Here is a 19,701-nt window from a genome sequence, read left to right as displayed (position 1 = left end):
AAGTATCCGCTTAAGCGCGTCAACCACATCCGAGGGCCCCATGACCACACAGATTCCCCACTTCATCGACGGTCGGCGCACCGCCGGCCAGTCCGGCCGCACCGCCGACGTCTTCGACCCCAGCACCGGGAGTGTCCAGGCCCAGGTGCCGATGGCCGGCCAGGCCGACATCGACGCCGCGGTGGCGTCGGCCCTCGAGGCCCAAAAAGGTTGGGCCGCAACGAATCCGCAACGCCGCGCGCGGGTGATGATGCGTTTCATCGAGCTGGTCAACAAACACAACGACGAGCTGGCCGAGCTGCTGTCGCGTGAGCACGGCAAGACCCTGGCCGACGCCAAGGGCGACATCCAGCGCGGCATCGAGGTCATCGAGTTCGCCATCGGCATCCCGCACCTGCTCAAGGGCGAATACAGCGAGGGCGCCGGTCCGGGCATCGACGTCTATTCGCTGCGCCAGCCGCTGGGCGTGGTCGCGGGCATCACGCCGTTCAACTTCCCGGCGATGATCCCGTTGTGGAAGGCCGGCCCGGCGCTGGCCTGCGGCAACGCGTTCGTGCTCAAGCCCAGCGAGCGCGACCCGTCGGTCCCGGTGCGCCTCGCCGAACTCTTCGTCGAGGCCGGCCTGCCACCGGGCGTGTTCCAGGTCGTGCACGGCGACAAGGAGGCCGTCGACGCCATCCTGAACCACCCGGACATCCAGGCGGTCGGGTTCGTCGGGAGCTCCGACATCGCCCAGTACATCTACGCCGGGGCCGCGGCCACCGGCAAGCGTTCGCAGTGCTTCGGCGGCGCCAAGAACCACATGATCGTGATGCCCGATGCCGACCTGGACCAGGCCGTCGACGCGCTGATCGGCGCGGGATATGGCAGCGCGGGCGAGCGCTGCATGGCGATCAGCGTCGCGGTCCCGGTCGGTGAGCAGACCGCGGACCGGCTGCGCGCCCGGCTCATCGAGCGGATCAACAACCTGCGCGTGGGCCACAGCCTGGACCCCAAGGCCGATTACGGTCCGCTGGTGACCGAGGCCGCCGTGGCGCGGGTGCGCGACTACATCGGCCAGGGCGTCGACGCGGGCGCCGAATTGGTCATCGACGGCCGCGAACGCGCCAGCGACGACCTGACTTTCGGTGACGCCAACCTCGAAGGCGGCTTCTTCATCGGGCCGACCCTGTTCGACCACGTCACCCCGGACATGTCGATCTACACCGACGAGATCTTCGGGCCCGTCCTGTGCATCGTGCGCGCCCACGACTACGAGGAGGCCCTGCGTCTGCCGTCCGAGCACGAGTACGGCAACGGCGTGGCCATCTTCACCCGCGACGGCGACGCCGCCCGCGACTTCGTCTCCCGCGTGCAGGTCGGGATGGTCGGTGTCAACGTGCCGATCCCGGTGCCGGTGGCCTACCACACCTTCGGCGGCTGGAAGCGCTCCGGCTTCGGCGACCTCAACCAGCACGGTCCGTCGTCAATCCTCTTCTACACCAAGACCAAGACGGTGACGTCTCGGTGGCCGTCCGGCATCAAGGACGGCGCCGAATTCGTCATTCCCACAATGGATTAGGGCCGCGCATGTTTACCCTTGACGACGACGAACGGGTGATCACCGAGACGGCCGCCGCGTTCGCCGCCAAGCGCCTGGCCCCGCACGCCCTGGAATGGGATGCGGCCAAGCACTTTCCGACCGACGTGCTGCGTGAGTCGGCGGAGCTAGGCATGGCGGCGATCTACTGCCGCGAGGACGTCGGCGGCAGCGGGCTGCGCCGGCTCGACGGGGTCCGCATCTTCGAGCAGCTGGCGATCGCCGACCCCACCACCGCCGCATTCCTGTCGATCCACAACATGTGCGCGTGGATGATCGACACCTTCGGCACCGCCGAACAGCGCAAGGACTGGGTCCCGCGCCTGGCGTCGATGGACGTCATCGCCAGCTACTGCCTCACCGAGCCGGGCGCCGGCTCCGACGCCAGCGCGTTGAGCACCCGCGCGGTCAAAGAGGGCGGCGACTATGTGCTCGACGGGGTCAAGCAGTTCATCTCGGGCGCGGGCGCGTCGGACGTCTACGTGGTGATGGCCAGGACCGGCGGCGAGGGCCCGCGCGGCATCTCGGCGTTCATCGTCGAAAAGGACAGTGCGGGGCTGAGTTTCGGCGCGCTGGAGGAGAAGATGGGCTGGCATGCCCAGCCCACCGCCCAGGTGATCCTGGAGGGCGTGCGGGTGCCGGCCGACGCGATGCTGGGTGGCGCGGACGGCGAGGGCGCCGGATTCGGCATCGCGATGAACGGCCTCAACGGCGGCCGGCTCAACATCGCCGCGTGCTCGCTCGGTGGCGCCCAGGCCGCCGCCGACAAGGCGGGAGCCTACGTTCGCGATCGGCAGGCGTTCGGCAAGTCCCTGCTCGACGAACCGACCATCCGGTTCGCCCTGGCCGACATGGCGACCGGCCTCGAGACGTCGCGCATGATGTTGTGGCGCGCGGCCAATGCGTTGGACACCGACGACCCCGACAAGGTCGAGTTGTGCGCGATGGCCAAGCGTTACGTCACCGACACCTGCTTCGAGGTCGCCGACAAGGCCCTGCAGCTGCACGGCGGCTACGGCTACCTGCGCGAGTATGGTCTGGAAAAGATCGTGCGCGACCTGCGGGTGCACCGGATCCTGGAAGGCACCAACGAAATCATGCGAGTGGTCATCGGTCGGGCAGAAGCCGCACGGTTCAGAGCTTCTCCGGCAACCGCATAGAAGGGTCTTCAGATGACCGAGCACGTGACCGTGGCTTTCCTGGGGTTGGGCCACATGGGCGGGCCCATGGCGACGAACCTCGTTGCGGCCAACCATGCGGTGCGCGGATTCGACCCGGTGCCCGCGGCGCTGTCCGCGGCCGCGGCGGCCGGCGTCGCCGCCTTCGACACCGCCGTCGACGCGGTGGCCGGTGCGGACGTGGTCATGACCATGCTGCCCAACGGCGAGTTGGTGAAGCGCTGCTACGCGGAGATTCTGCCCGCGGCGCGGCCCGGTGCTCTGTTCATCGACAGCTCCACGATCTCGGTCGACGACGCCCGCGAGGTGCATGCGCTGGCGGAATCGCGCGGCATCGCCCAGCTGGACGCGCCCGTCTCGGGCGGGGTGAACGGCGCGGTCGCCGGGACGCTGGCATTCATGGTGGGTGGCGACGACGCCGCCCTGCAACGCGCGCGGCCGGTGCTGGAACCCATGGCGGGCAAGATCATCCACTGCGGCGCGGCCGGGGCCGGGCAGGCCGCCAAGGTGTGCAACAACATGGTCCTGGCGGTGCAGCAGATCGCGATCGGCGAGGCGTTCGTCCTGGCCGAAAAGCTCGGCCTGTCGGCGCAGTCCCTGTTCGACGTGATCACCGGGGCGACCGGAAACTGCTGGGCCGTGCACACCAATTGCCCTGTGCCGGGCCCGGTCCCGACGTCACCGGCCAACAACGACTTCAAGCCCGGGTTTGCCGCCGCGCTGATGAACAAGGACCTTGGACTGGCGATGGACGCGGTGTCCTCCAGCGGTTCGACCGCCCCCCTGGGCCGCCACGCCGCCGAGATCTACGCTGAGTTCGCCGCCGATCACGGTGACAAGGACTTCAGCGCGATCATCGAGACGCTGCGTTGACCGCGCGCCGAACGTCGACTTGTGGCGGGAAATAAGCCGATTCGGCGCAACAACTCCACGTTGGGCGCGCGGGACGAAGAGCTTCAGAAGTCGCCGGCGTTGCGGCGCAACGTCTCGATGGACGACGCGAGGTCCTGCGATTCGGCGTCGGACATCCCGAGATCGGCGAACACCTGCTTGTTGAGCGTGATCGTCGCGTCCTCGACCGTGGAGCGGCCCAGGTCGGTGATCTGGACCAGCGTGGTGCGCCCGTCGGTGGGGTGCGGAACACGCTGCACCAGCCCGTCGGCCTCCAGCCGGCGGATCGCGTGGGTGACGCTGGTGACGTGAACCTGCAGCCGGTCGGAGGCCTTGGTGATGGGTAGCGCGCCGGAGCGGCTGAACGCCAGCAGCCGCAGCAATTCGTACCGGGAGAAGCTGAGGTCGTAGGGCCGCAACGCCGTCTCCACGCGGGCCAGCAGGATCTGGTGCGCACGCATCACCGACGTCACCGCGACCATGCCCGGCGCCACGTCACCCCACCCGGCGCGCTCCCAGTTGGCCCGCGCCGCGGCGATCGGATCACGCTTGTCCGGTCGTGAGTCGGCCACGCCCCTTCTTACCGCACTTGGAGCCCGAGCGTGGCCTTTCCCAACGCCGACAGCACCGCCGTCGTCGATGCGCGGCCGCCCACGGTGATCCGCGCGGCACCGTCCGCGTAATACCGCACGCGTGGAGCGTCGTTGCCGAAAGCCTCACGCCACGACAAGCCCTGTTGAGACGGCAGATACATGAAGTTCGCGTGCGCGTCGGTCGTGTAGATCCCCAGCGCGCTCAGGCGCATCCGGAGATAGCGGCGTTCGGCGGTGATCAGCCGGATCCGGCGCAGCAGTTCACCTTCCGCGGCATACGACGCCGCGACCGCGAGCAGGCCCGTGATCGCGATGCCGAACGGCAGCTGCTGGGTCCACAGCGTCGGCGCCAGCTGGTGGGACGCCACCGCGTAACCGATTCGCAGCCCGGCCAGGCCGTAGGCTTTGGAGAAGGTCCGCACCACCACGACGTTGGGAAAACGGGTGACCAGTGCCGCCACGTCGAAACGGTGCTCGGGAGCGGTGAACTCGATATAGGCCTCGTCGAGCAGCACGACGGTGTCGCGCGGCACCCGGCGCAGGAACCGGAGAACGGCGGCCGCGGGCTCCAGCGTGCCGGTCGGATTGTGCGGCCGGCACACCACCACCACGCGGGCGGCGCCGGCCGCGTCGGCCAGCGCGTCGAGGTCGTGCTGGCCGTGCGCGTCCAGCGGAACGAACGACGAGTTCAATCGTGCCAGTTGCGCGACGATCGGATAGCCATCGAACGTCGGCGACGCCATGGCGATCGTGTCGCCCGGCGCGGTCAGCGCCTGCAGCGCCTGCAACACGACGCCCGTCGCCCCGGCGCCCAGCACCACCCGCTCGGTGGGCACACCGATGTGGCCGGCGACCAAGCCGCGCAACCGCTCCGGCAAGAACTCCGGATACCGGTTCGCCGCGGAAACGGACCGAATCAACGCCGAACGCACCGACGGTAGCGGCGGAAACGGATTCTCGTTGAGCGACAAGGCGAACGGATCCACCGCGTCGGGCAGCGCATCGCAGATCTGGCCGGCAACCGGGGCCGGAACCGCGTGCATCAGTCTCGTCCGCCCCAGCGCACCGCGGCGGCGCCGGCGAAGTCGCCGGCATGCGCGAAGGCCGCCATCATGACCACTTCCCCGGCACCCAGCTGGCCGTCGGCGATCGCGCGGTCCAGATTGATCGGGATCCCGGCACCGAACAGGTTGCCGCACTCGTCAAAGGTGTCCCGATGACGTTGCGGGGGCAACTCGAGCGCGTCACGCCAATTGCGCAGAAACGCCCTGTTGGGCTGGTTGGTGACCAGCAGGTCGATGTCCTTGGCGGCCAACCCGATTCGGTCGCAGACCGCCAGCGCCACTTCCGGAACCTGCCGGTTGCCGCGGGCCAGCACCTTGGTGATCTTGCTCTCCGTGAAACCGATGCTGCCCTCGCCGGGGCCGGCCTGCCACCACTTGCGGGGCGGGTCGTAGGACAGCGTCATTTCGCCCGCATACTCGCCGTAGGTGCGGCACTCGACATCCAGGATGGGCGAGTGTTCGCTCAGCGCGACCAGTCCCACGGCGGCGCCGTCACCGGGCACCGCCGACTGCGCCTTGCGGCGGATGGTCGGCTGATCGAAGAATTGTCCGGCCGCGTTCTGTGCGATCGCGATGAGCGCGGTGCGGCCCTGGCCCGCGGACAACAATGTGCGGGCCACGTTGAGCGCCAACACGAATGCGGCGCAGCCGCCGTTGTTCAGGTCGAGCACCCAGGACGGCCGCATGCCCAGCCGATGCGCGATGCCGCCACCCTGGCCGTAGAACGCCATGTCGGGTACCTGGGTGTGGGTGATCAGCACGTCCGCACCTGCGACGACGTCGTGGCCGTGCCGTTCGATCAGGCCCCGGGCCGCACGCTCGATCATGTCGACCGAGCTCTCGTCCGCGCCGACGTGATGGCGAAACTTCGGAGCGCGGAACATCACGTTGTCGCGCAGGTCGTCGGATTCGGCGAATCGGGCGTAGTAGCCGGCGGGAATCGGATCCCCCGGCAGATAGGTGGAAACGTCGATCAGGCTGACGGTCGGCTTAGCCATGGTCTGCTCATCTCATCCACACCGGCGTCACGGGCAGGCCGTTGCGGTGGCGGTACTCGGCGATCGCCTTGAGGTTGCGCAACTCCAGCAGGTGGCCGGCGGCGAACATGTCCCAGAAGTCGCCGACCCACACGGGCCGCTGCGCCGGAGCGGTCTCCGGGTACGGGTTGTGGTCGTAGAAGGGGTGGTGGCAATTCGTCCACAGCACAACCGATCCCGGCTTGTCGAGGACGGTCTGGGCGTCGACGACACGCATCAGGTAGATCATCCACAGATGTTTGCCTTGATCCCAGGCGCAGTGGTAATCCACGGTCCGCGCCTGGGCGTTGGCGACGGTGCGCGTGTAGATCTCGGTTTCCGAGCCGAGCCGGTCGTGCGCCAGCCATAATCCGGGCTCGTCGGTGGGGGTGAACCCGCGCAGGCTGTACGTCCACTCCTCCAGGCTGCGGGTGTCGGCCATGTACTCGTAGAGCTCGTCGGGCGGGCAGTCGACGTAGTCGTTGACGGTGCAGTACTGCCCGAAGACCTGGTCGTGCGGGTACACCGACCGCATCATGTCCATGATGATCGGCGTGGCCTTCTCCCTGGGGCTGGTTTCGATGCGGGTGACCCCGTCGATGAGGTCCGGGATATCCTCAAGCGCTGGCAGCGACATTGGTCAAGTTCTCCTCAGCAAGTGAAATCTGGTCCACCCCGCGGCCTTTAGCGGGCGCGGCGGTGAGAAATGGTGCGAACGGCGGGATCTCGTCGGCGGCGCACTCGACACTGACCACCGCCGGGCCGTCGATGTCGAGCGCCGCGCCCATGGCCGCGGCGAATCCATCGGCGTCGCTGACGTCCACCGCCGCCAGGCCGGGGAACATCGCCGCCAGGCCGGCGCCGAGCCGGCTGGGACGAAACCGGTTGTAGCTGTACAGGTCGTCGTAGAACAGCTGCTCGCGGGTCACGCACATGGCGTGCGCGTTGTTGTTGAACAACACGAACGTCATCGGTAGCCGGTACTGCACGGCCGTGTGCACCTCCATGCCGTGCATGAAGAACGCGCCATCACCGGCGATCACCACGGTGCGGCCGGCCGGGCGGCCAGTGTTGGCTCGCCCCAACGTCATTCCGATCCCGGCGCCGAAGCTGTAGCCCATGCCGCCCATGCCGAGCGCGACGGCGAACCTGCCGCCGCGTCGCACCGGGAGGTAGTGGATGGCCGCGGCGCCGGTGTTGCCGGCGTCGACCACGATGTCGGACCCGTCGGGCACGACATCGTCCAGCACCGCCATGGCCTCGCGGTACCGCACGCCCGGCCCGGTGAAGGGCGGGGGCGTCATTTCGGCGGGCCGGCCCGCGCCGGGGATGCGCGGACCGGCCGGCCGCCCGCGGTGGCGAACCGCATGGGTCAGCGCGCGCAGCGAGCCGCGCAGATCATCGGTATGCACGTGGGTGCAGGGCAGATACGGCGGCGCCGAACCGATCGAGACCGTCCGCACCGCCGCCAGCGCCTCGTCCAGGCCGCCGCGCGCGGTGACCGCCAGCCGGGTGCCGACGATGAGGCACACCGCGCTGGTGGCCACCGCCTCGGCCACGTTGCGGTGACCCATGACGCCGGTCACCCCCAACGCGGCCGGCCCCCCGTCTGCAGCCGCGACATCCTTCGCGTCCGGCACGGTCGCCACCCGCGCGTGCAGCAGCGCGCGTAGCTCTTCGAGTTCGGCGCGGGCGTCATCGCGCGCCACCTGCTCGCCGGCCAGGATGGTGACCCGTCCCTGCACCCGCCGCAGCTCGGCGACGATCGGATGCGGGTTGCCGATCGCGGCCCGCATGCCATCCGCGTCATTGTCGTCACGCCCGGCGTCAAGATGGGCCTGCTGAATGTCCTTGGGCAGCAACAACACCGCCGGTCCGCCGATGCGCGCCGCGGCGATGGCCCGGGGCAGCAGCGAGACGATGTCGGCCGGCGTCAGCAGCCGCTCGCAGAACACCGATACCGCCGAGAACAATGCCTCGGCGTTCAACGATCCGTTTGCGCCGCTGGTGTCCTGAAAGCTGCCGCGGCCGTCCATCGTGCGGGCGGGCTGGCCGACCAACGCCAGCACCGGAACCCGGCTCGCCAGCGACTCGCCCAGACCCGCAACGAGGTTCAGCGCGCCCCCGCCCGAGGTCGCGGCCACCACGCCCACCCCGGCCCCGCTTCGGCTGTACCCGTCGGCCATGGTGGCCGCGGAGAACTCGTGCTTGGCCAGCACCGCGTCGATGTCGGGGCAAAAGTGCGCGGCGTCGTACACGTCCTCGATGTTGGCGCCGTCCACACCGAAGATGTGATCGACTCCGATCGCCGCGAGGTGCCCGACGATATGGTCGACCACCCGGTGCCTGCCAAGCATGCCTGATGAAACGAGGTAGCGGCCCGGTCGGTTCATCGTCGTCCAGATCCAGTACATGAACCGTTCACCGGCGGCCATCGTGATGTTTGAATGACCGTCGAACTTTGCAACGTCGTGCGCGAATACCGGGTCGGCGGTCAAACGGTGCGGGCGCTCGACGGCGTCAGCCTGCGGCTGGCGGACGAGCAGTTCGTGTCGGTCGTCGGACCGTCCGGGGCGGGCAAGAGCACGCTGTTGCACGTGCTCGGCGCCTTGGATTCCCCCGATTCCGGGTCGATCGCCTTCGATGGCGAGGAAATCGCCCGCCTTAGCGATGAACAGCAGTCGCGGTTCCGCCATCGGCGGGTGGGTTTCATCTTTCAGTTCTTCAACCTGCTGCCGACGCTGTCGGCCTGGGAGAACGTGGCGATTCCCAAGCTGCTCGACGGAGTCCGGTTGGGCAGCGCCAAGCCGGACGCGATCCGCCTGCTGGACCGGGTCGGGCTCGGCAACCGGGCGCAGCACCGGCCGGCGGAACTGTCCGGCGGCCAAATGCAGCGGGTCGCGGTCGCGCGTGCCTTGATGATGAACCCGCCGCTGATCCTCGCCGACGAGCCGACCGGAAACCTGGACTCCGCGACGGGCGCGTCCATTTTGGCGCTGTTGGCGGAGGTGGCGCACGAGGAGGGTGGGGGTCGGCTGGTGGTGATGGTGACCCACAACGCCGACGCGGCCGCGGCCACCGACCGGGTGATCACGCTGCAGGACGGTCGCGTCGGTTCGGACGTGATGGCGGTCGCGGGGTGAGGCCCGGGGCGCGGCGCGGCCTCAAGCTCACGGCCGCGGCGAGCAGGCTGCGCGTGTTCAGCCTGCGCGAGCTGGCCGTGCATCGACGCCGCACGTTTGCGTCGATCGCCGTAATGGCGGTCTCGGCAACGTATTTGGTGGCGATCTTCGGCATCTTCGGGTCGATCACCGGGTCGGTGGGCCGGCTGGCCGACGGGATCGCCGGGGTCGCCGCGCTCGAGGTGTCCGGCATCACCGACGGCGGATTCCCCGACTCGATACTGGCCGACGTGGCCGGCGTTCCCGGCGTAGCCACCGCCGCACCGATGATCCGGGCGTCGGCGTCCACACCGTCGGGGCCGGTGCTGCTGCTGGGCGCCGACGCGAGCACCGCCGCCCTGGGCGGCGCCCTCAAGGACGTGGTGACCCGGCCGGTGCAGGCGCTGTCCTCGACGCCGTCCGGCGTTCAGGCCGGACCCCGCGTCGGCTATGCGAAAGGCCAGGCGTTTCAACTGGGTTCGGCGTCGGTCACGGTGACCGATGTGCTCGCGGGCAAGCGATACGAGGACCTCAACGGCGGGCACTACGTGCTTGCGCCACTTGCCTTGGCGCAGAACGCCACCGGCCGCACCGGTCAACTCGACTCGATACTCATCACCACGAAGCGGGGCGCCGACCCCGGCGCCGTCCGCGCCGCGGTCACCGCCGCCGTGCACGGCCGTGCGATCGTCGCGGCCCCGAGCTTTCGGGCGGCCCGCGCCGGCGACGGCGTCAAGCTGATGAACTACATGGCCCTGCTGGGCGCCGCGGTCGCGTTGGTGGTCGGCGCGTTTTTGATCTACACCACGATGACGATGGCGATCACCGCGCGCCGGCCGGTCATCTCGATGCTGCGGGCTATCGGCGGCCGGCGCGCCAGCATCGTCGGCGACATGCTGGCGGAGGCGGCGGTGCTCGGCCTGATCGGCGGGGCAATCGGGTCCGGCATGGGAATTGTGGCGGGCCACATCGCGATTGGGCGCTTGCCCCCGGCGATGACGCAAGGGCTCGAAGCCCGCGTGCAGTATTGGCTGCCCGGTTATGCGATACCGCTGGCGCTCGCGGCGACGGCGCTGACCAGCGTGGCGGCCTCGGCGATGGCGGCGCGGCAGGTGTACAAGGTCTCGCCGATCGAGGCGCTCGCGCCGGTCGGGGCCTCGGCGGCCGACACGGTGCCGCGGTGGCTGCGCATCGCCGGCGGGGTTGGTGCGGTGGCGGTGTTCGCGGTGTCGACGCCGGTCGTCACCGGCCAGCGCGGCAGCTACGCCGTCGTGGCGATGGCCGCGGTGCTGGGCGCCGAGATCGCCCTGGGCTTCGCGCTCACCGCGCCCATCGTCCACGCCACGGCGGCGATGGCGCGCACGTTCGGGTCGTTCGGGGCGCTGGCCGCGGCGACGATCCAGCGTGCGCCGCGCCGGGTGTGGGCGACCGTGATGACCGTGCTCATCGGGGTACTCACCACCGTCGTGATCACCGGCACGAACGCCGACATGATTCGGTCCGCGCGGGACATCTTCGCACCGGTCACCGATACCGACGTGTGGGTGAGCGCGGACCCGCCCGACAGCTACCCCACCGACGTTCTGCCACAGGGGCTTTCCGCGAAGGTCGCCGCGCTTCCCGGCGTGGCGCGCGTGACCGAGGGAGCGTTCGGTTTCGCCGTGGTCGGCGGTACCCGCGTCCTGCTCGACGGGTTTTCCGCCGGCAGCAACGATGCGCTCTTCCGGGCGCTGGACGAACGGGTGCGCACCGAGGTGCTCGCCGGCCGCGGTGTGGTGCTCACGCGGATTCTCGGCACCACTCTGCACGTCCGGGCCGGCGACCAACTGCGGCTCCAAACGCCGCACGGCCCGCGGTCGGTGACCGTGCTGGCCCTGGTGCCGTTCTTCTCGACCGTGATCGGCACCGTCGGAATCGACCTCGACCAGATGCGGGCCTGGTTCGATCGCCCGGCGGCGACGACACTGCAAATCGCCGCGGCCCCGGGGGTGAATCGGCAGCGGCTGCTGGCCGGCGTCCGCGAGGCGGCGCCGGCCCCGAACCACGTGTACGACGGCCCCACCGCGCTGGCGGGGCTGCAGGCCCCGCTGCGTCAGAGCATGTTCATCGCCAACGCGGTGTGGGTCATCGTCGTGGCGGTGGCCGCGGTCGCACTGCTGAACACGCTGACGCTCTCGGTGAACGAACGCCGCCGCGAAATCGGCGTGCTGCGCGCCATGGGATCCAGCCGGCGGTTCACCTTGCGGATGGTGCTGGCGGAGGCGGCCGGAATCGGTGTCGTCGGCGGCGTTTTGGGGCTGGCGCTCGGTCTGACCGACCAGTGGTTGTTCAGCCGCATCAGCGACGACATCATGAATTTCGAAGTCGGCTTTCACCCGAGCCCCCTGGCGCTCGCCTTCACGCTCGGGGCGCTGGCGATCAGCCTGCTCGGCTCGGTGCCACCGGCACGGCGCGCGGCGCGCCTGTCCATCATCGAGGCGGTCAGCGTCGAGTGACGGTGGCGAATCCCTGCAGATGGGGTTTGCACGGGAAGGGCACCGGCGTTCGGATGCTGCGCAGCGCGGCGGTGTCGAATCCGGCGGCGGCGATGGCCTCGAGGGTGCGCCGGTTCGGCTCGCAGCCACCGGCGAGCCACGACCACGGCTTGGCGATCAGATCCTGGAACCGGCCGGTCGCGCCGTCACCGCGCACGTGCTCGAGGACCACGAGCCTGCCGCCGGGCACCAGCACCCGCCGGATCTCGCCGAGGGTTGCGGCCACGTCGCCGACCGAGCACAACACCAGCCCGGCGTGGACGGATTCGAAAGAGTTGTCCGGGAAGGGAATCGACTCGCCCGTTCCCTCGACGAGGTCGACCGCGATGCCGCGGCGCCGGGCGAGCCTCGCGGCCATCCGCCGGAACGGCGCCGCGGGCTCCACGGCGGCGACCGACGTCACCGTGTCGGGCAGAAACATCAAGTCGGTTCCCGGCCCCAGCCCGAGCATCAGCAGCCGGCCGTTCGCGTTACTCAGCGCCGCCCGTCGGTAGCGGTGGTAAAAGAGCCGGTCGAAAAGCGGCTGGCCGAATCGGTACACGTAGGGGAACGCCAGGCTTCGCAGGGTCATCGTGCGCCCAAATCCATTCGGAACGGCGGGTATTCGTCGCGTATCAACGACACGTACACCGCCACCCGGTATCGCCAGCGGACCATGCCCATGAGCAGATCGAACGCGCCCCGTGGGATCGTCCCGGTGAACAGCAGCGCCAGCGCGGCGATGACACACAGCACCTGCAGCGGCGCCTCCATCGACCAGCACAGCAGAACCTGGGGGATGGCCAGCAGCCACTTCACCAGCACCGCCCAGTTTTTCAGCCGCTCGGGATAGTCGACCGCGAGATCGCCGGGGTAGTCGGGCCGAGACGCCAGCGTGAAAGGCGGGTACCTGTCGGTGCTGTTCATCGGGAAGCGGTAGTTCATCAGCCGCCACGACCAGCGCAGCACGCCGACGTTGAATACGAACAGCGGCCGCGGATATCGCCCGGTGCACAGGATGGCCACTCCGGCCGCCACGGTCGAGAACGGATAGATCAGGTAGAGCAGTATCAGTATCGGGTAGTGCGGCACGGCCAGCACGCACCACTTCACCAGCCAGAGCCAGCGCGAGGGCGAGTCGAAATCGCCTCGCACTCTTACGGAATCGGCCGGGCTGTTCACGGGCTTGACGGGACCGTCGCCGCTACCCCCAAGTTTCGGCTGATTTCGGCGGACATCCGGCGGTGACTCGTAAGGCGCAGAAACGTCGTCAGCGCGCCGGCCTGCAGCCGGTCGGAGATCAGCGCGGCCGGTCGCAGCACGAACTCACCGTGCGACACCGGCAGCGACGCCACCCAGGACACGGCCATGACTTTGCGTCGACGGGTCCTCTCATACCACCGCAGGGCGGCCGAGACATCGGCGCCGCCGTTGGTCCCACCGCGAAAATCCCTCAGCGCCTTGCACAAAACCATCGTGTCGAGCAGCGCCTGGTTGGTCCCCTGCGCCAGGGTGGGCGGCATCGCGTGCGCGGCATCGCCGAGCAACGTGACGGGGCCGTGCCCCGGGCCCGGAATCGGATGGCGAAAATGCGGGAATGGCGAGCCGGCCAGGTCGTCGTCGCTCAGCGTCGCGAGCACCCGGTCGACAGAGTCGGACCATCCGGCGAAGTGGGACCGGATCATCTCGATCGGGCGCTGCGGTCGGACGAAGCCATGCGACCACGGCAGGTCGAACCACCACTGCACCTCCGACCCGCCGGCGGGCCACAGGCCGAGGTTTCCGCGCGCACCGATGATCATCAGCGCGGCATCGGAATCCGCGATCTCCGGGACAGTGGCAAGCCCCTGCCAACTGCACCAGCCGGTCGGCTTGGCGGCTTGCGCGCCAACGCAATTGCGCACCATCGAGTGCAACCCGTCGGCACCGATCACCACGTCCGCATCAGCCACGGTGCCGTCGCCGAACTCCACGCAGACACCGACGTCCGTACGGTTCACCGCGATCACCGGGGAGCCGCACCGGATGCGCTCGGCGTCGAACCCGTCGAGAAGGCGTTCCAGCAATACTCGGCGCGGAACCATCCGCACGGGTGCGCCCAGCCGCCGCACCATCGCGGTGACGTCCAGCGTGGCCAGCGGCCGGCCGCGGGACGTCACGGCCCGCACGGTGGCCAGCAGGCGGCCGGCGCCGCCCATGTCGACGCCCAGCTGGTTCAGCACCGTCTCACCGTTGGACCAGATCGTCACCGCACCGCCGGGCGCCCGCACGTCGGGCCGGCGCTCGAAGACGGTGACGTCATGTCCGTCCCTCACCAAGCCGCGGGCGACGGAGATGCCGGCCACGCCGGCGCCCACCACCAGCACCCGAAGCGGACGCCCGAACACGCTGGCTCCGATCTCTACAGCGAACGCTGCAACAACACCTTGCCGCTGTCGGCGGCGACCACTTGCACGGCGGCGATCTGGTCGACCGGGGTCGAGATCGCGCCCACGGGTGTCGCGGTGTGACCGGGCACGGCCACCCAGGTCGCCAGCCGGGTTTGGCTGCCGTCGCGACCCACCACGACCATCGCCAGCGTGTCATGGTGCGCGTTCAGCGGGGCCAGGCACACGCACCGAAGCGCGATGGATGTGCCCCAGTGCTGGCCGGTGACCTGGACGCTGGAGGTCAGCAGCGAGGTGCCCACCTGCGCCATCGGCTCGGCCGACGCGGTCACCTGCTGGGCGGGAGTCGACGACCAGGCCTGCAGGCCGACGAACACCCCGATCGCCAGCACCGCGGCCGCCGCGGCGGAGGCCACCCAGGTCACCACCCGGGTGCGCCGCCGGCGCCACCGCACCGCGGCCAGCAACGACGGCAGCATCTCCTCGGACATCTCCGGCGCCGGGCCGGACTCGTCGATCGCGGCCACCTCGTCGCGGTCCAGCTGCGAAAGCAGGGCCGGCACGCCGCTGAGGTCGGCGACCGCCTCACGGCAAGCCGTGCAGCGCGCCATGTGCGTCTCGAATTCGCGGCGTTGCGCGGCCGACAGCGATCCCAGCACGTATGCGGCATCCCACATCGCGTAGCGGTCTTCGGGAGGGCCGATATCGGCCACCGGCGTGTTCATTTCATCCATGTCCTTCACCCCTCAAGCCTTCGGAGCCCCTCATCGGGTAACCCCAAGTTCCTGCAGAGTGAGTCGCAACGCCCGTACGGCATAGTGTAGTCGCGACTTCACCGTTCCCTCGGCGATGCCGAGGTCTGCAGCGATCTGCGTGGTGGTCCAACCGCGGTAGTAGGACCGTTCGATCACCGCTCGGTGATCGGCGGACAGCTGGGCCATCGCGTCCGCTATCAGCAACCGGTCCAGGGCCGCGTTGACCTCGTCCGGCGTGGACTGTTCGGGCGCCCCCGAGACGTCGGTCGAACCGACGACGTTGCGGTATCGCGCGCTGCGCCGATCGTCGATGATCATGTTGCGGGCGACGGTGAACAACCACGCCCGCGCCGAGCGTTCGGTGTCCCCGACGACTTCGGGATGCTGCCACGCCCGCAGCAGCGTTTCCTGGACCACATCCTCGGACTGGCTCGTGTCCCCCGTCAGGCGCAACGCGTAGCGCCACAGAACCGCGGCGTGTTCGTCGAAAAGCGCCTTCATCAGAGCGGCTTCGGCAGCCGCTGACGCGTTCCGAGTGCCAGCCACACGAGCCACTCGATCACCTCCTGCCGGGAGAACGAGCCGAGCAGGCGCCCGGTTCAACGGCCCCGACCCGCCGCGCCCGGCTTCGCCGCGCTTGCGATCGTGGCTCGTTCAACGGCCCCGACCCGCCCCGATCCGCCGCGCCCGGCTTCGCCGCGCCTGCGATCGCGGCTCGTTCAGGCCCCCAGGGTCAGGATGCGCGGTCCGGACTCGGTGACCGCGACGGTGTGCTCCCAGTGTGCCGCCCGCGAGCCGTCGGTGGTGACGACCGTCCACTGGTCGTCGAGCACCACGGTCTTGCCGGTTCCCAGCGTCAGCATCGGCTCGATGGCCAGCACCGACCCGGGGGCCAGCTGCGGCCCGCGCCCGGGCGAGCCCTCGTTGGGCAGGAACGGGTCCATGTGCATCTGCCGGCCGATGCCGTGGCCGCCGTATCCCTCGACGATCCCGAAGGACCGCGAGTGGCGGGCCGCGGCCGCGTGCGTACCCATCTCGATGGCGTGCGATACGTCGGTCAACCGGTTGCCGGGCACCATCGCGGCGATCCCGGCCTCCAGCGATTCCCTGGTGGCCTGGGACAGCGCTTCGTCGGCCGCATCCAGGGTCCCGATCCCGAAGGTGATCGCGGCGTCGCCGTGCCAGCCGTCCAGCACGGCGCCGCAGTCGATCGATACCAGGTCACCGGAGCCCAAAACCTCTGCGGCCGAAGGGATTCCGTGGACCACCCGCTCGTTGACCGACGCGCAGATCGATGCCGGGTAGCCGTGATAGCCCAGGAACGACGGCACCGCCCCGGCGTCGCGGATCACCGATTCGGCGATCTCGTCGAGGCTCAGCGTCGATACGCCGGACACCGCGGCGGCCCGGACGGCCTGCAGCGCGGCCGCCACGACCGCGCCCGCCGCGGCCATCGCGTCGAGTTCGCCGGCGCTGCGCTGCGGCACCACCTTGCGACTCCGCAGCCGCGCCAGCGGGGTCATTTCTACTTGCCCAGCGCCTGCAGCGCGCGGGCGAACACTTCGTCCAAGGTGCCGATGGCGTCGACGGTCTTGAGTTCGTCGCGGTAGTAGTCCAGCAGCGGGGCGGTCTCGTCCCGGTAGACCTTCATCCGGTTCAGGATGACGTCGTCGGTGTCGTCGGCGCGGCCGCGCGACTTGAGCCGCTGCAGCAGCTCGTCCTGGGAGACCCGGAACTCCAGCACCGCGTCGATGTCGGTGCCGCGGCGTTCGAGCATCTCGTGCAGCGCCTTGGCCTGCTGCAGCGACCGCGGGAACCCGTCCAGGATGAAGCCGTTGGCCGCGTCCGGGTCGCTCAACCGGTCGTCGACGAGCTGGTTGGTCAGCTCCGAGGGCACCAGGTCACCGGCGTCCAGGTAGCGCTTGGCCTCCAGGCCCAGTTTGGTGCCGTTCTCGATGTTGCTGCGGAACAGCTCACCGGTGGAGATTTGCGGGATCCCCAGCTTTTCGGAGAGCTTCTGCGCCTGCGTCCCCTTGCCCGCCCCCGGCGGACCCAGCAAAACGACTCTCACTTGAGGAACCCTTCATAGTTGCGCTGCATGAGCTGACTCTCGATCTGCTTGACCGTATCCAAGCCCACGCCAATCATGATCAACACCGCGGTGCCGCCGAACGGCAGGTTCTGTACCGCCCCGCCGTTGCCGATCTGCAAGAACAGGTTGGGCAGCACCGAGATCGCACCGAGGTAGATCGAACCCGGCAACGTGATCCGGCTCAGCACGAACCGCAGGTAATCGGCGGTCGGCTTGCCCGGCCGGATCCCGGGGATGAACCCGCCGAACTTCTTCATCTCGTCGGCGCGCTCATCGGGGTTGAAGGTGATCGACACGTAGAAGTACGTGAAGAAGATGATCAGCCCGAAATAGATGCCGATGTAGACGGGGTCGCTGGGGTCGGACAGGTAGCTGCCGACGAACTTGTCCCACCAGCTGTTGCCCACGCCGCCGCTGCCGCTGCGGATCAGCTGGGTGATCAGGTGCGGGATATAGATGAGCGAGGACGCGAAGATCACCGGGATGACACCGGCCTGGTTGACCTTGAGCGGCAGATACGTCGACGTGCCGCCGTACATCCGGCGGCCGACCATGCGCTTGGCGTATTGCACCGGGATGCGCCGCTGGCCCTGCTCGACGAACACCACGCCGACGATGATGATCAGCGCGGCGATGAGCACGGCGGTGAAGATCATGCCGCCTCGGCTGTCCAGGATGGTCTTGCCCTCGGCGGGGATGCGGGCCGCGATGCCGACGAAGATCAGCAGCGACATGCCGTTGCCGATGCCGCGTTCGGTGATCAGCTCACCCATCCACATCACCAGGGCCGCGCCGCCGGTCATCACCAACACGATGACGATCAGCGTCAAGATGCTCTGGTCGGCGATGATGTCCAGCGAGCAGCCCTGCAGCAGCCCCCCGTTGGCGGCCAGCGCCACGATGCTCGTGGCCTGCAGGATCGCCAGCGCGATCGCCAGATAACGGGTGTACTGCGTCATCTTGGCCTGGCCGGACTGGCCCTCCTTGCGCAGTTCCTCGAACCGCGGGATGACCACCGTGAGCAGCTGGACGATGATGCTGGCGGTGATGTAGGGCATCACGCCCACCGCGAACACCGTGAGTTTGAGCAGCGCCCCGCCGGAGAACAGGTTGATCAGCGAATAGATCTGTCCGGCCGCGCCGCCGCTGGCCTCTTTGATGCACTGCTGGACGTTCGGATAGTTGACGCCCGGGGACGGCAGCGCGGCGCCGACCCGGTACAAGACGACGATGCCAAGCGTGAAGAGGATCTTCCGTCTCAGGTCGACTGTCCGCAGCGATGAGATGAAAGCGGAAAGCAACTCTTCCTCCTGCGCAGCCGGGGGTTTCCTGCATCACGCGCCCAACTCCCGCAGGCCAGGACGTACGGCGTCGCGCGTCGAACCGTGTACGAGACTAACAGCTGGTCCGGTCAGGTCCGGTCAGGGCCTTTCCCGCGGCCACCGGAAATGCTCGGACGGGGCCCCGGAAAAAGCACAGGAAGCCGTCAGGCCGGCGGCGTAGAGTGCGGCTGTCTCGTTGCATTTGCTAAGTAACTTGGGAGCAGTATGACACGCACCGACCAAGACAGCTGGGACTTGGCCTCGAGCGTCGGCGCCACCGCCACGATGGTCGCCGCGGCCCGCGCGCTGGCCAGCGGGGGAGCCAATCCGATCATCAACGACCCGTTCGCCGCGCCGTTGGTGCGGGCGGTCGGCCTGGATTTCTTCCGCCGTCTGGTCGACGGCGAGGTCACCGAGCCCGAGGGCGACGGGGCGGCCGGAGGCGGCGCGAAGGAGCTGGCGCTGGAGACCGATTCGATGGCGGTGCGCACCCGCTTCTTCGACGACTTCTTCCTCAATGCCGCCCGCGACGGGATTCGCCAATCGGTGATCCTGGCCGCCGGCCTCGACGCCCGCGCCTACCGGCTGGGCTGGCCGCCCGGCAGCGTGGTGTACGAGGTCGACCAGCCCAAGGTCGTCGAGTTCAAGAGCGCCACCCTGGCCAGCCTGGGCGCCTCCCCGGCCGCGGACCGGCGGACCGTCGGCATCGACCTGCGGGAGGACTGGCCGGCGGCGTTGCGCGGCAGCGGCTTTGACGTGACGCGGCCGACGGCGTGGAGTGCCGAGGGCCTGCTGATGTACCTGCCGCCCGACGCGCAGGACCGGCTCTTCGACAACATCACCGCGCTCAGCGCGCCCGGCAGCAAGCTGGCCACCGAATATCACCCCGACAACGGGACGACGATGTCGCAACGCGCGCGGGAGTTCAACGACAGGTGGGCGAAAGTCGGCTGCGACATCGACCTTTCCGGGCTGTTCTTCGACGGCGAGCGCAGCAACGTCGTCGACTACCTCACCGGCCGGGGATGGCGGGTGAGCACCCGGCCACGGCGCGATCTGTTCGGCGACTACGGCCTGGAATTCCCCGACGATGACGAGGCGGCCCAGCACCCCAACATCGTTGCGGTCACCGCGACATTGGGCTCATAAC

The 19,701-nt window shown here is 69.1% G+C and carries 19 protein-coding genes; 6 read left to right on the top strand and 13 right to left on the bottom strand.

The features are described from left to right. The first annotated feature begins 40 nt into the window (after positions 1 to 40). The 3 genes from QGN31_RS04125 to mmsB are packed head-to-tail and all read left to right on the top strand — an operon-like array spanning position 41 to position 3,630. The gene (locus QGN31_RS04125) at positions 41 to 1,561 is read left to right on the top strand and encodes a CoA-acylating methylmalonate-semialdehyde dehydrogenase (RefSeq protein WP_014381093.1); all 1,521 of its coding nucleotides are present in this window, start codon (positions 41 to 43) and stop codon (positions 1,559 to 1,561) included. Between the two features lie 8 nt (positions 1,562 to 1,569). Beyond that, a complete protein-coding gene (locus tag QGN31_RS04120; protein ID WP_014381094.1) occupies positions 1,570 to 2,739 on the top strand; it encodes an acyl-CoA dehydrogenase family protein in 1,170 nt (389 codons plus the stop codon). 12 nt (positions 2,740 to 2,751) lie between these two features. After that, a complete protein-coding gene (gene mmsB, locus QGN31_RS04115) occupies positions 2,752 to 3,630 on the top strand; it encodes a 3-hydroxyisobutyrate dehydrogenase (RefSeq protein WP_014942876.1) in 879 nt (292 codons plus the stop codon). An 83-nt stretch (positions 3,631 to 3,713) separates the two neighbouring features. On the opposite strand, the gene QGN31_RS04110 is transcribed toward mmsB, so the two are convergent. From QGN31_RS04110 to QGN31_RS04090, 5 genes are read right to left on the bottom strand one after another with little or no spacing between them, the layout of a single operon-like run. Further along, on the bottom strand, positions 3,714 to 4,220 hold the full coding sequence (locus QGN31_RS04110; RefSeq protein WP_008260522.1) for a MarR family transcriptional regulator: 507 nt from the start codon (positions 4,218 to 4,220) through the stop codon (positions 3,714 to 3,716). Between the two features lie 8 nt (positions 4,221 to 4,228). After that, entirely contained in the window at positions 4,229 to 5,284 is a 1,056-nt protein-coding gene (locus tag QGN31_RS04105) for a pyridoxal phosphate-dependent aminotransferase (RefSeq protein ID WP_014942877.1), read from the bottom strand. Then, on the bottom strand, positions 5,284 to 6,303 hold the full coding sequence (locus QGN31_RS04100) for a 3-oxoacyl-ACP synthase III family protein (RefSeq protein WP_009956589.1): 1,020 nt from the start codon (positions 6,301 to 6,303) through the stop codon (positions 5,284 to 5,286). Before QGN31_RS04100 ends, QGN31_RS04105 begins: the two co-directional genes overlap by 1 nt. A 7-nt stretch (positions 6,304 to 6,310) precedes the next feature. Continuing rightward, positions 6,311 to 6,958: a hypothetical protein gene (locus QGN31_RS04095; RefSeq protein WP_008260527.1), complete on the bottom strand. Its 648-nt coding sequence runs from the start codon at positions 6,956 to 6,958 to the stop codon at positions 6,311 to 6,313. Further along, entirely contained in the window at positions 6,939 to 8,714 is a 1,776-nt protein-coding gene (locus QGN31_RS04090) for a thiamine pyrophosphate-binding protein (RefSeq protein WP_043955847.1), read from the bottom strand. Before QGN31_RS04090 ends, QGN31_RS04095 begins: the two co-directional genes overlap by 20 nt. A 54-nt stretch (positions 8,715 to 8,768) precedes the next feature. Here QGN31_RS04090 and QGN31_RS04085 point away from each other — a divergent pair, with 54 nt between their 5' ends. Both QGN31_RS04085 and QGN31_RS04080 read left to right on the top strand, forming a co-directional pair. Then, positions 8,769 to 9,464: an ABC transporter ATP-binding protein gene (locus QGN31_RS04085; RefSeq protein ID WP_009956588.1), complete on the top strand. Its 696-nt coding sequence runs from the start codon at positions 8,769 to 8,771 to the stop codon at positions 9,462 to 9,464. Further along, positions 9,461 to 11,977 carry an FtsX-like permease family protein gene (locus tag QGN31_RS04080; RefSeq protein WP_009956587.1) on the top strand — a complete coding sequence of 839 codons (2,517 nt, stop codon included), beginning with the start codon at positions 9,461 to 9,463 and terminating at the stop codon, positions 11,975 to 11,977. The genes QGN31_RS04085 and QGN31_RS04080 overlap by 4 nt, the downstream gene beginning before the upstream one ends. Here QGN31_RS04080 and QGN31_RS04075 read toward each other — a convergent pair. The 8 genes from QGN31_RS04075 to secY form a co-directional block, all read right to left on the bottom strand. Next, a complete protein-coding gene (locus tag QGN31_RS04075; protein WP_009956585.1) occupies positions 11,964 to 12,587 on the bottom strand; it encodes a class I SAM-dependent methyltransferase in 624 nt (207 codons plus the stop codon). The two genes, QGN31_RS04080 and QGN31_RS04075, sit on opposite strands and share 14 nt — an antisense overlap. After that, on the bottom strand, positions 12,584 to 13,150 hold the full coding sequence (locus QGN31_RS04070; RefSeq protein ID WP_014942880.1) for a DUF4389 domain-containing protein: 567 nt from the start codon (positions 13,148 to 13,150) through the stop codon (positions 12,584 to 12,586). Before QGN31_RS04070 ends, QGN31_RS04075 begins: the two co-directional genes overlap by 4 nt. 23 nt (positions 13,151 to 13,173) lie before the next feature. Continuing rightward, positions 13,174 to 14,382 carry an FAD-dependent oxidoreductase gene (locus tag QGN31_RS04065; RefSeq protein ID WP_009956583.1) on the bottom strand — a complete coding sequence of 403 codons (1,209 nt, stop codon included), beginning with the start codon at positions 14,380 to 14,382 and terminating at the stop codon, positions 13,174 to 13,176. 14 nt (positions 14,383 to 14,396) lie between these two features. Continuing rightward, a complete protein-coding gene (locus tag QGN31_RS04060) occupies positions 14,397 to 15,116 on the bottom strand; it encodes an anti-sigma factor family protein (protein ID WP_036389836.1) in 720 nt (239 codons plus the stop codon). Between the two features lie 30 nt (positions 15,117 to 15,146). Then, entirely contained in the window at positions 15,147 to 15,638 is a 492-nt protein-coding gene (locus tag QGN31_RS04055) for a sigma-70 family RNA polymerase sigma factor (RefSeq protein WP_009956581.1), read from the bottom strand. 218 nt (positions 15,639 to 15,856) lie between these two features. Next, entirely contained in the window at positions 15,857 to 16,660 is an 804-nt protein-coding gene (gene map, locus QGN31_RS04050) for a type I methionyl aminopeptidase (protein WP_009956580.1), read from the bottom strand. A gap of 2 nt (positions 16,661 to 16,662) precedes the next feature. After that, entirely contained in the window at positions 16,663 to 17,208 is a 546-nt protein-coding gene (locus tag QGN31_RS04045) for an adenylate kinase (RefSeq protein ID WP_009956578.1), read from the bottom strand. Further along, on the bottom strand, positions 17,205 to 18,530 hold the full coding sequence (gene secY / locus QGN31_RS04040) for a preprotein translocase subunit SecY (protein ID WP_008260543.1): 1,326 nt from the start codon (positions 18,528 to 18,530) through the stop codon (positions 17,205 to 17,207). The genes QGN31_RS04045 and secY overlap by 4 nt, the downstream gene beginning before the upstream one ends. Positions 18,531 to 18,776: 246 nt before the next feature. On the opposite strand from secY, the gene QGN31_RS04035 reads away from it, so the two are divergent. Beyond that, positions 18,777 to 19,700 (top strand): class I SAM-dependent methyltransferase, encoded by a 924-nt coding sequence (locus QGN31_RS04035; RefSeq protein ID WP_014385793.1) that lies wholly within the window; start codon positions 18,777 to 18,779, stop codon positions 19,698 to 19,700. Position 19,701: the final 1 nt, after the last annotated feature.

The organism is Mycobacterium sp. 2-64 (assembly GCF_035918375.1).
Taxonomy (GTDB): domain Bacteria; phylum Actinomycetota; class Actinomycetes; order Mycobacteriales; family Mycobacteriaceae; genus Mycobacterium; species Mycobacterium intracellulare.
The sequence above is the reverse complement of the archived record's forward strand: the minus strand, read 5'-3'. Positions and strand labels throughout refer to the sequence as shown.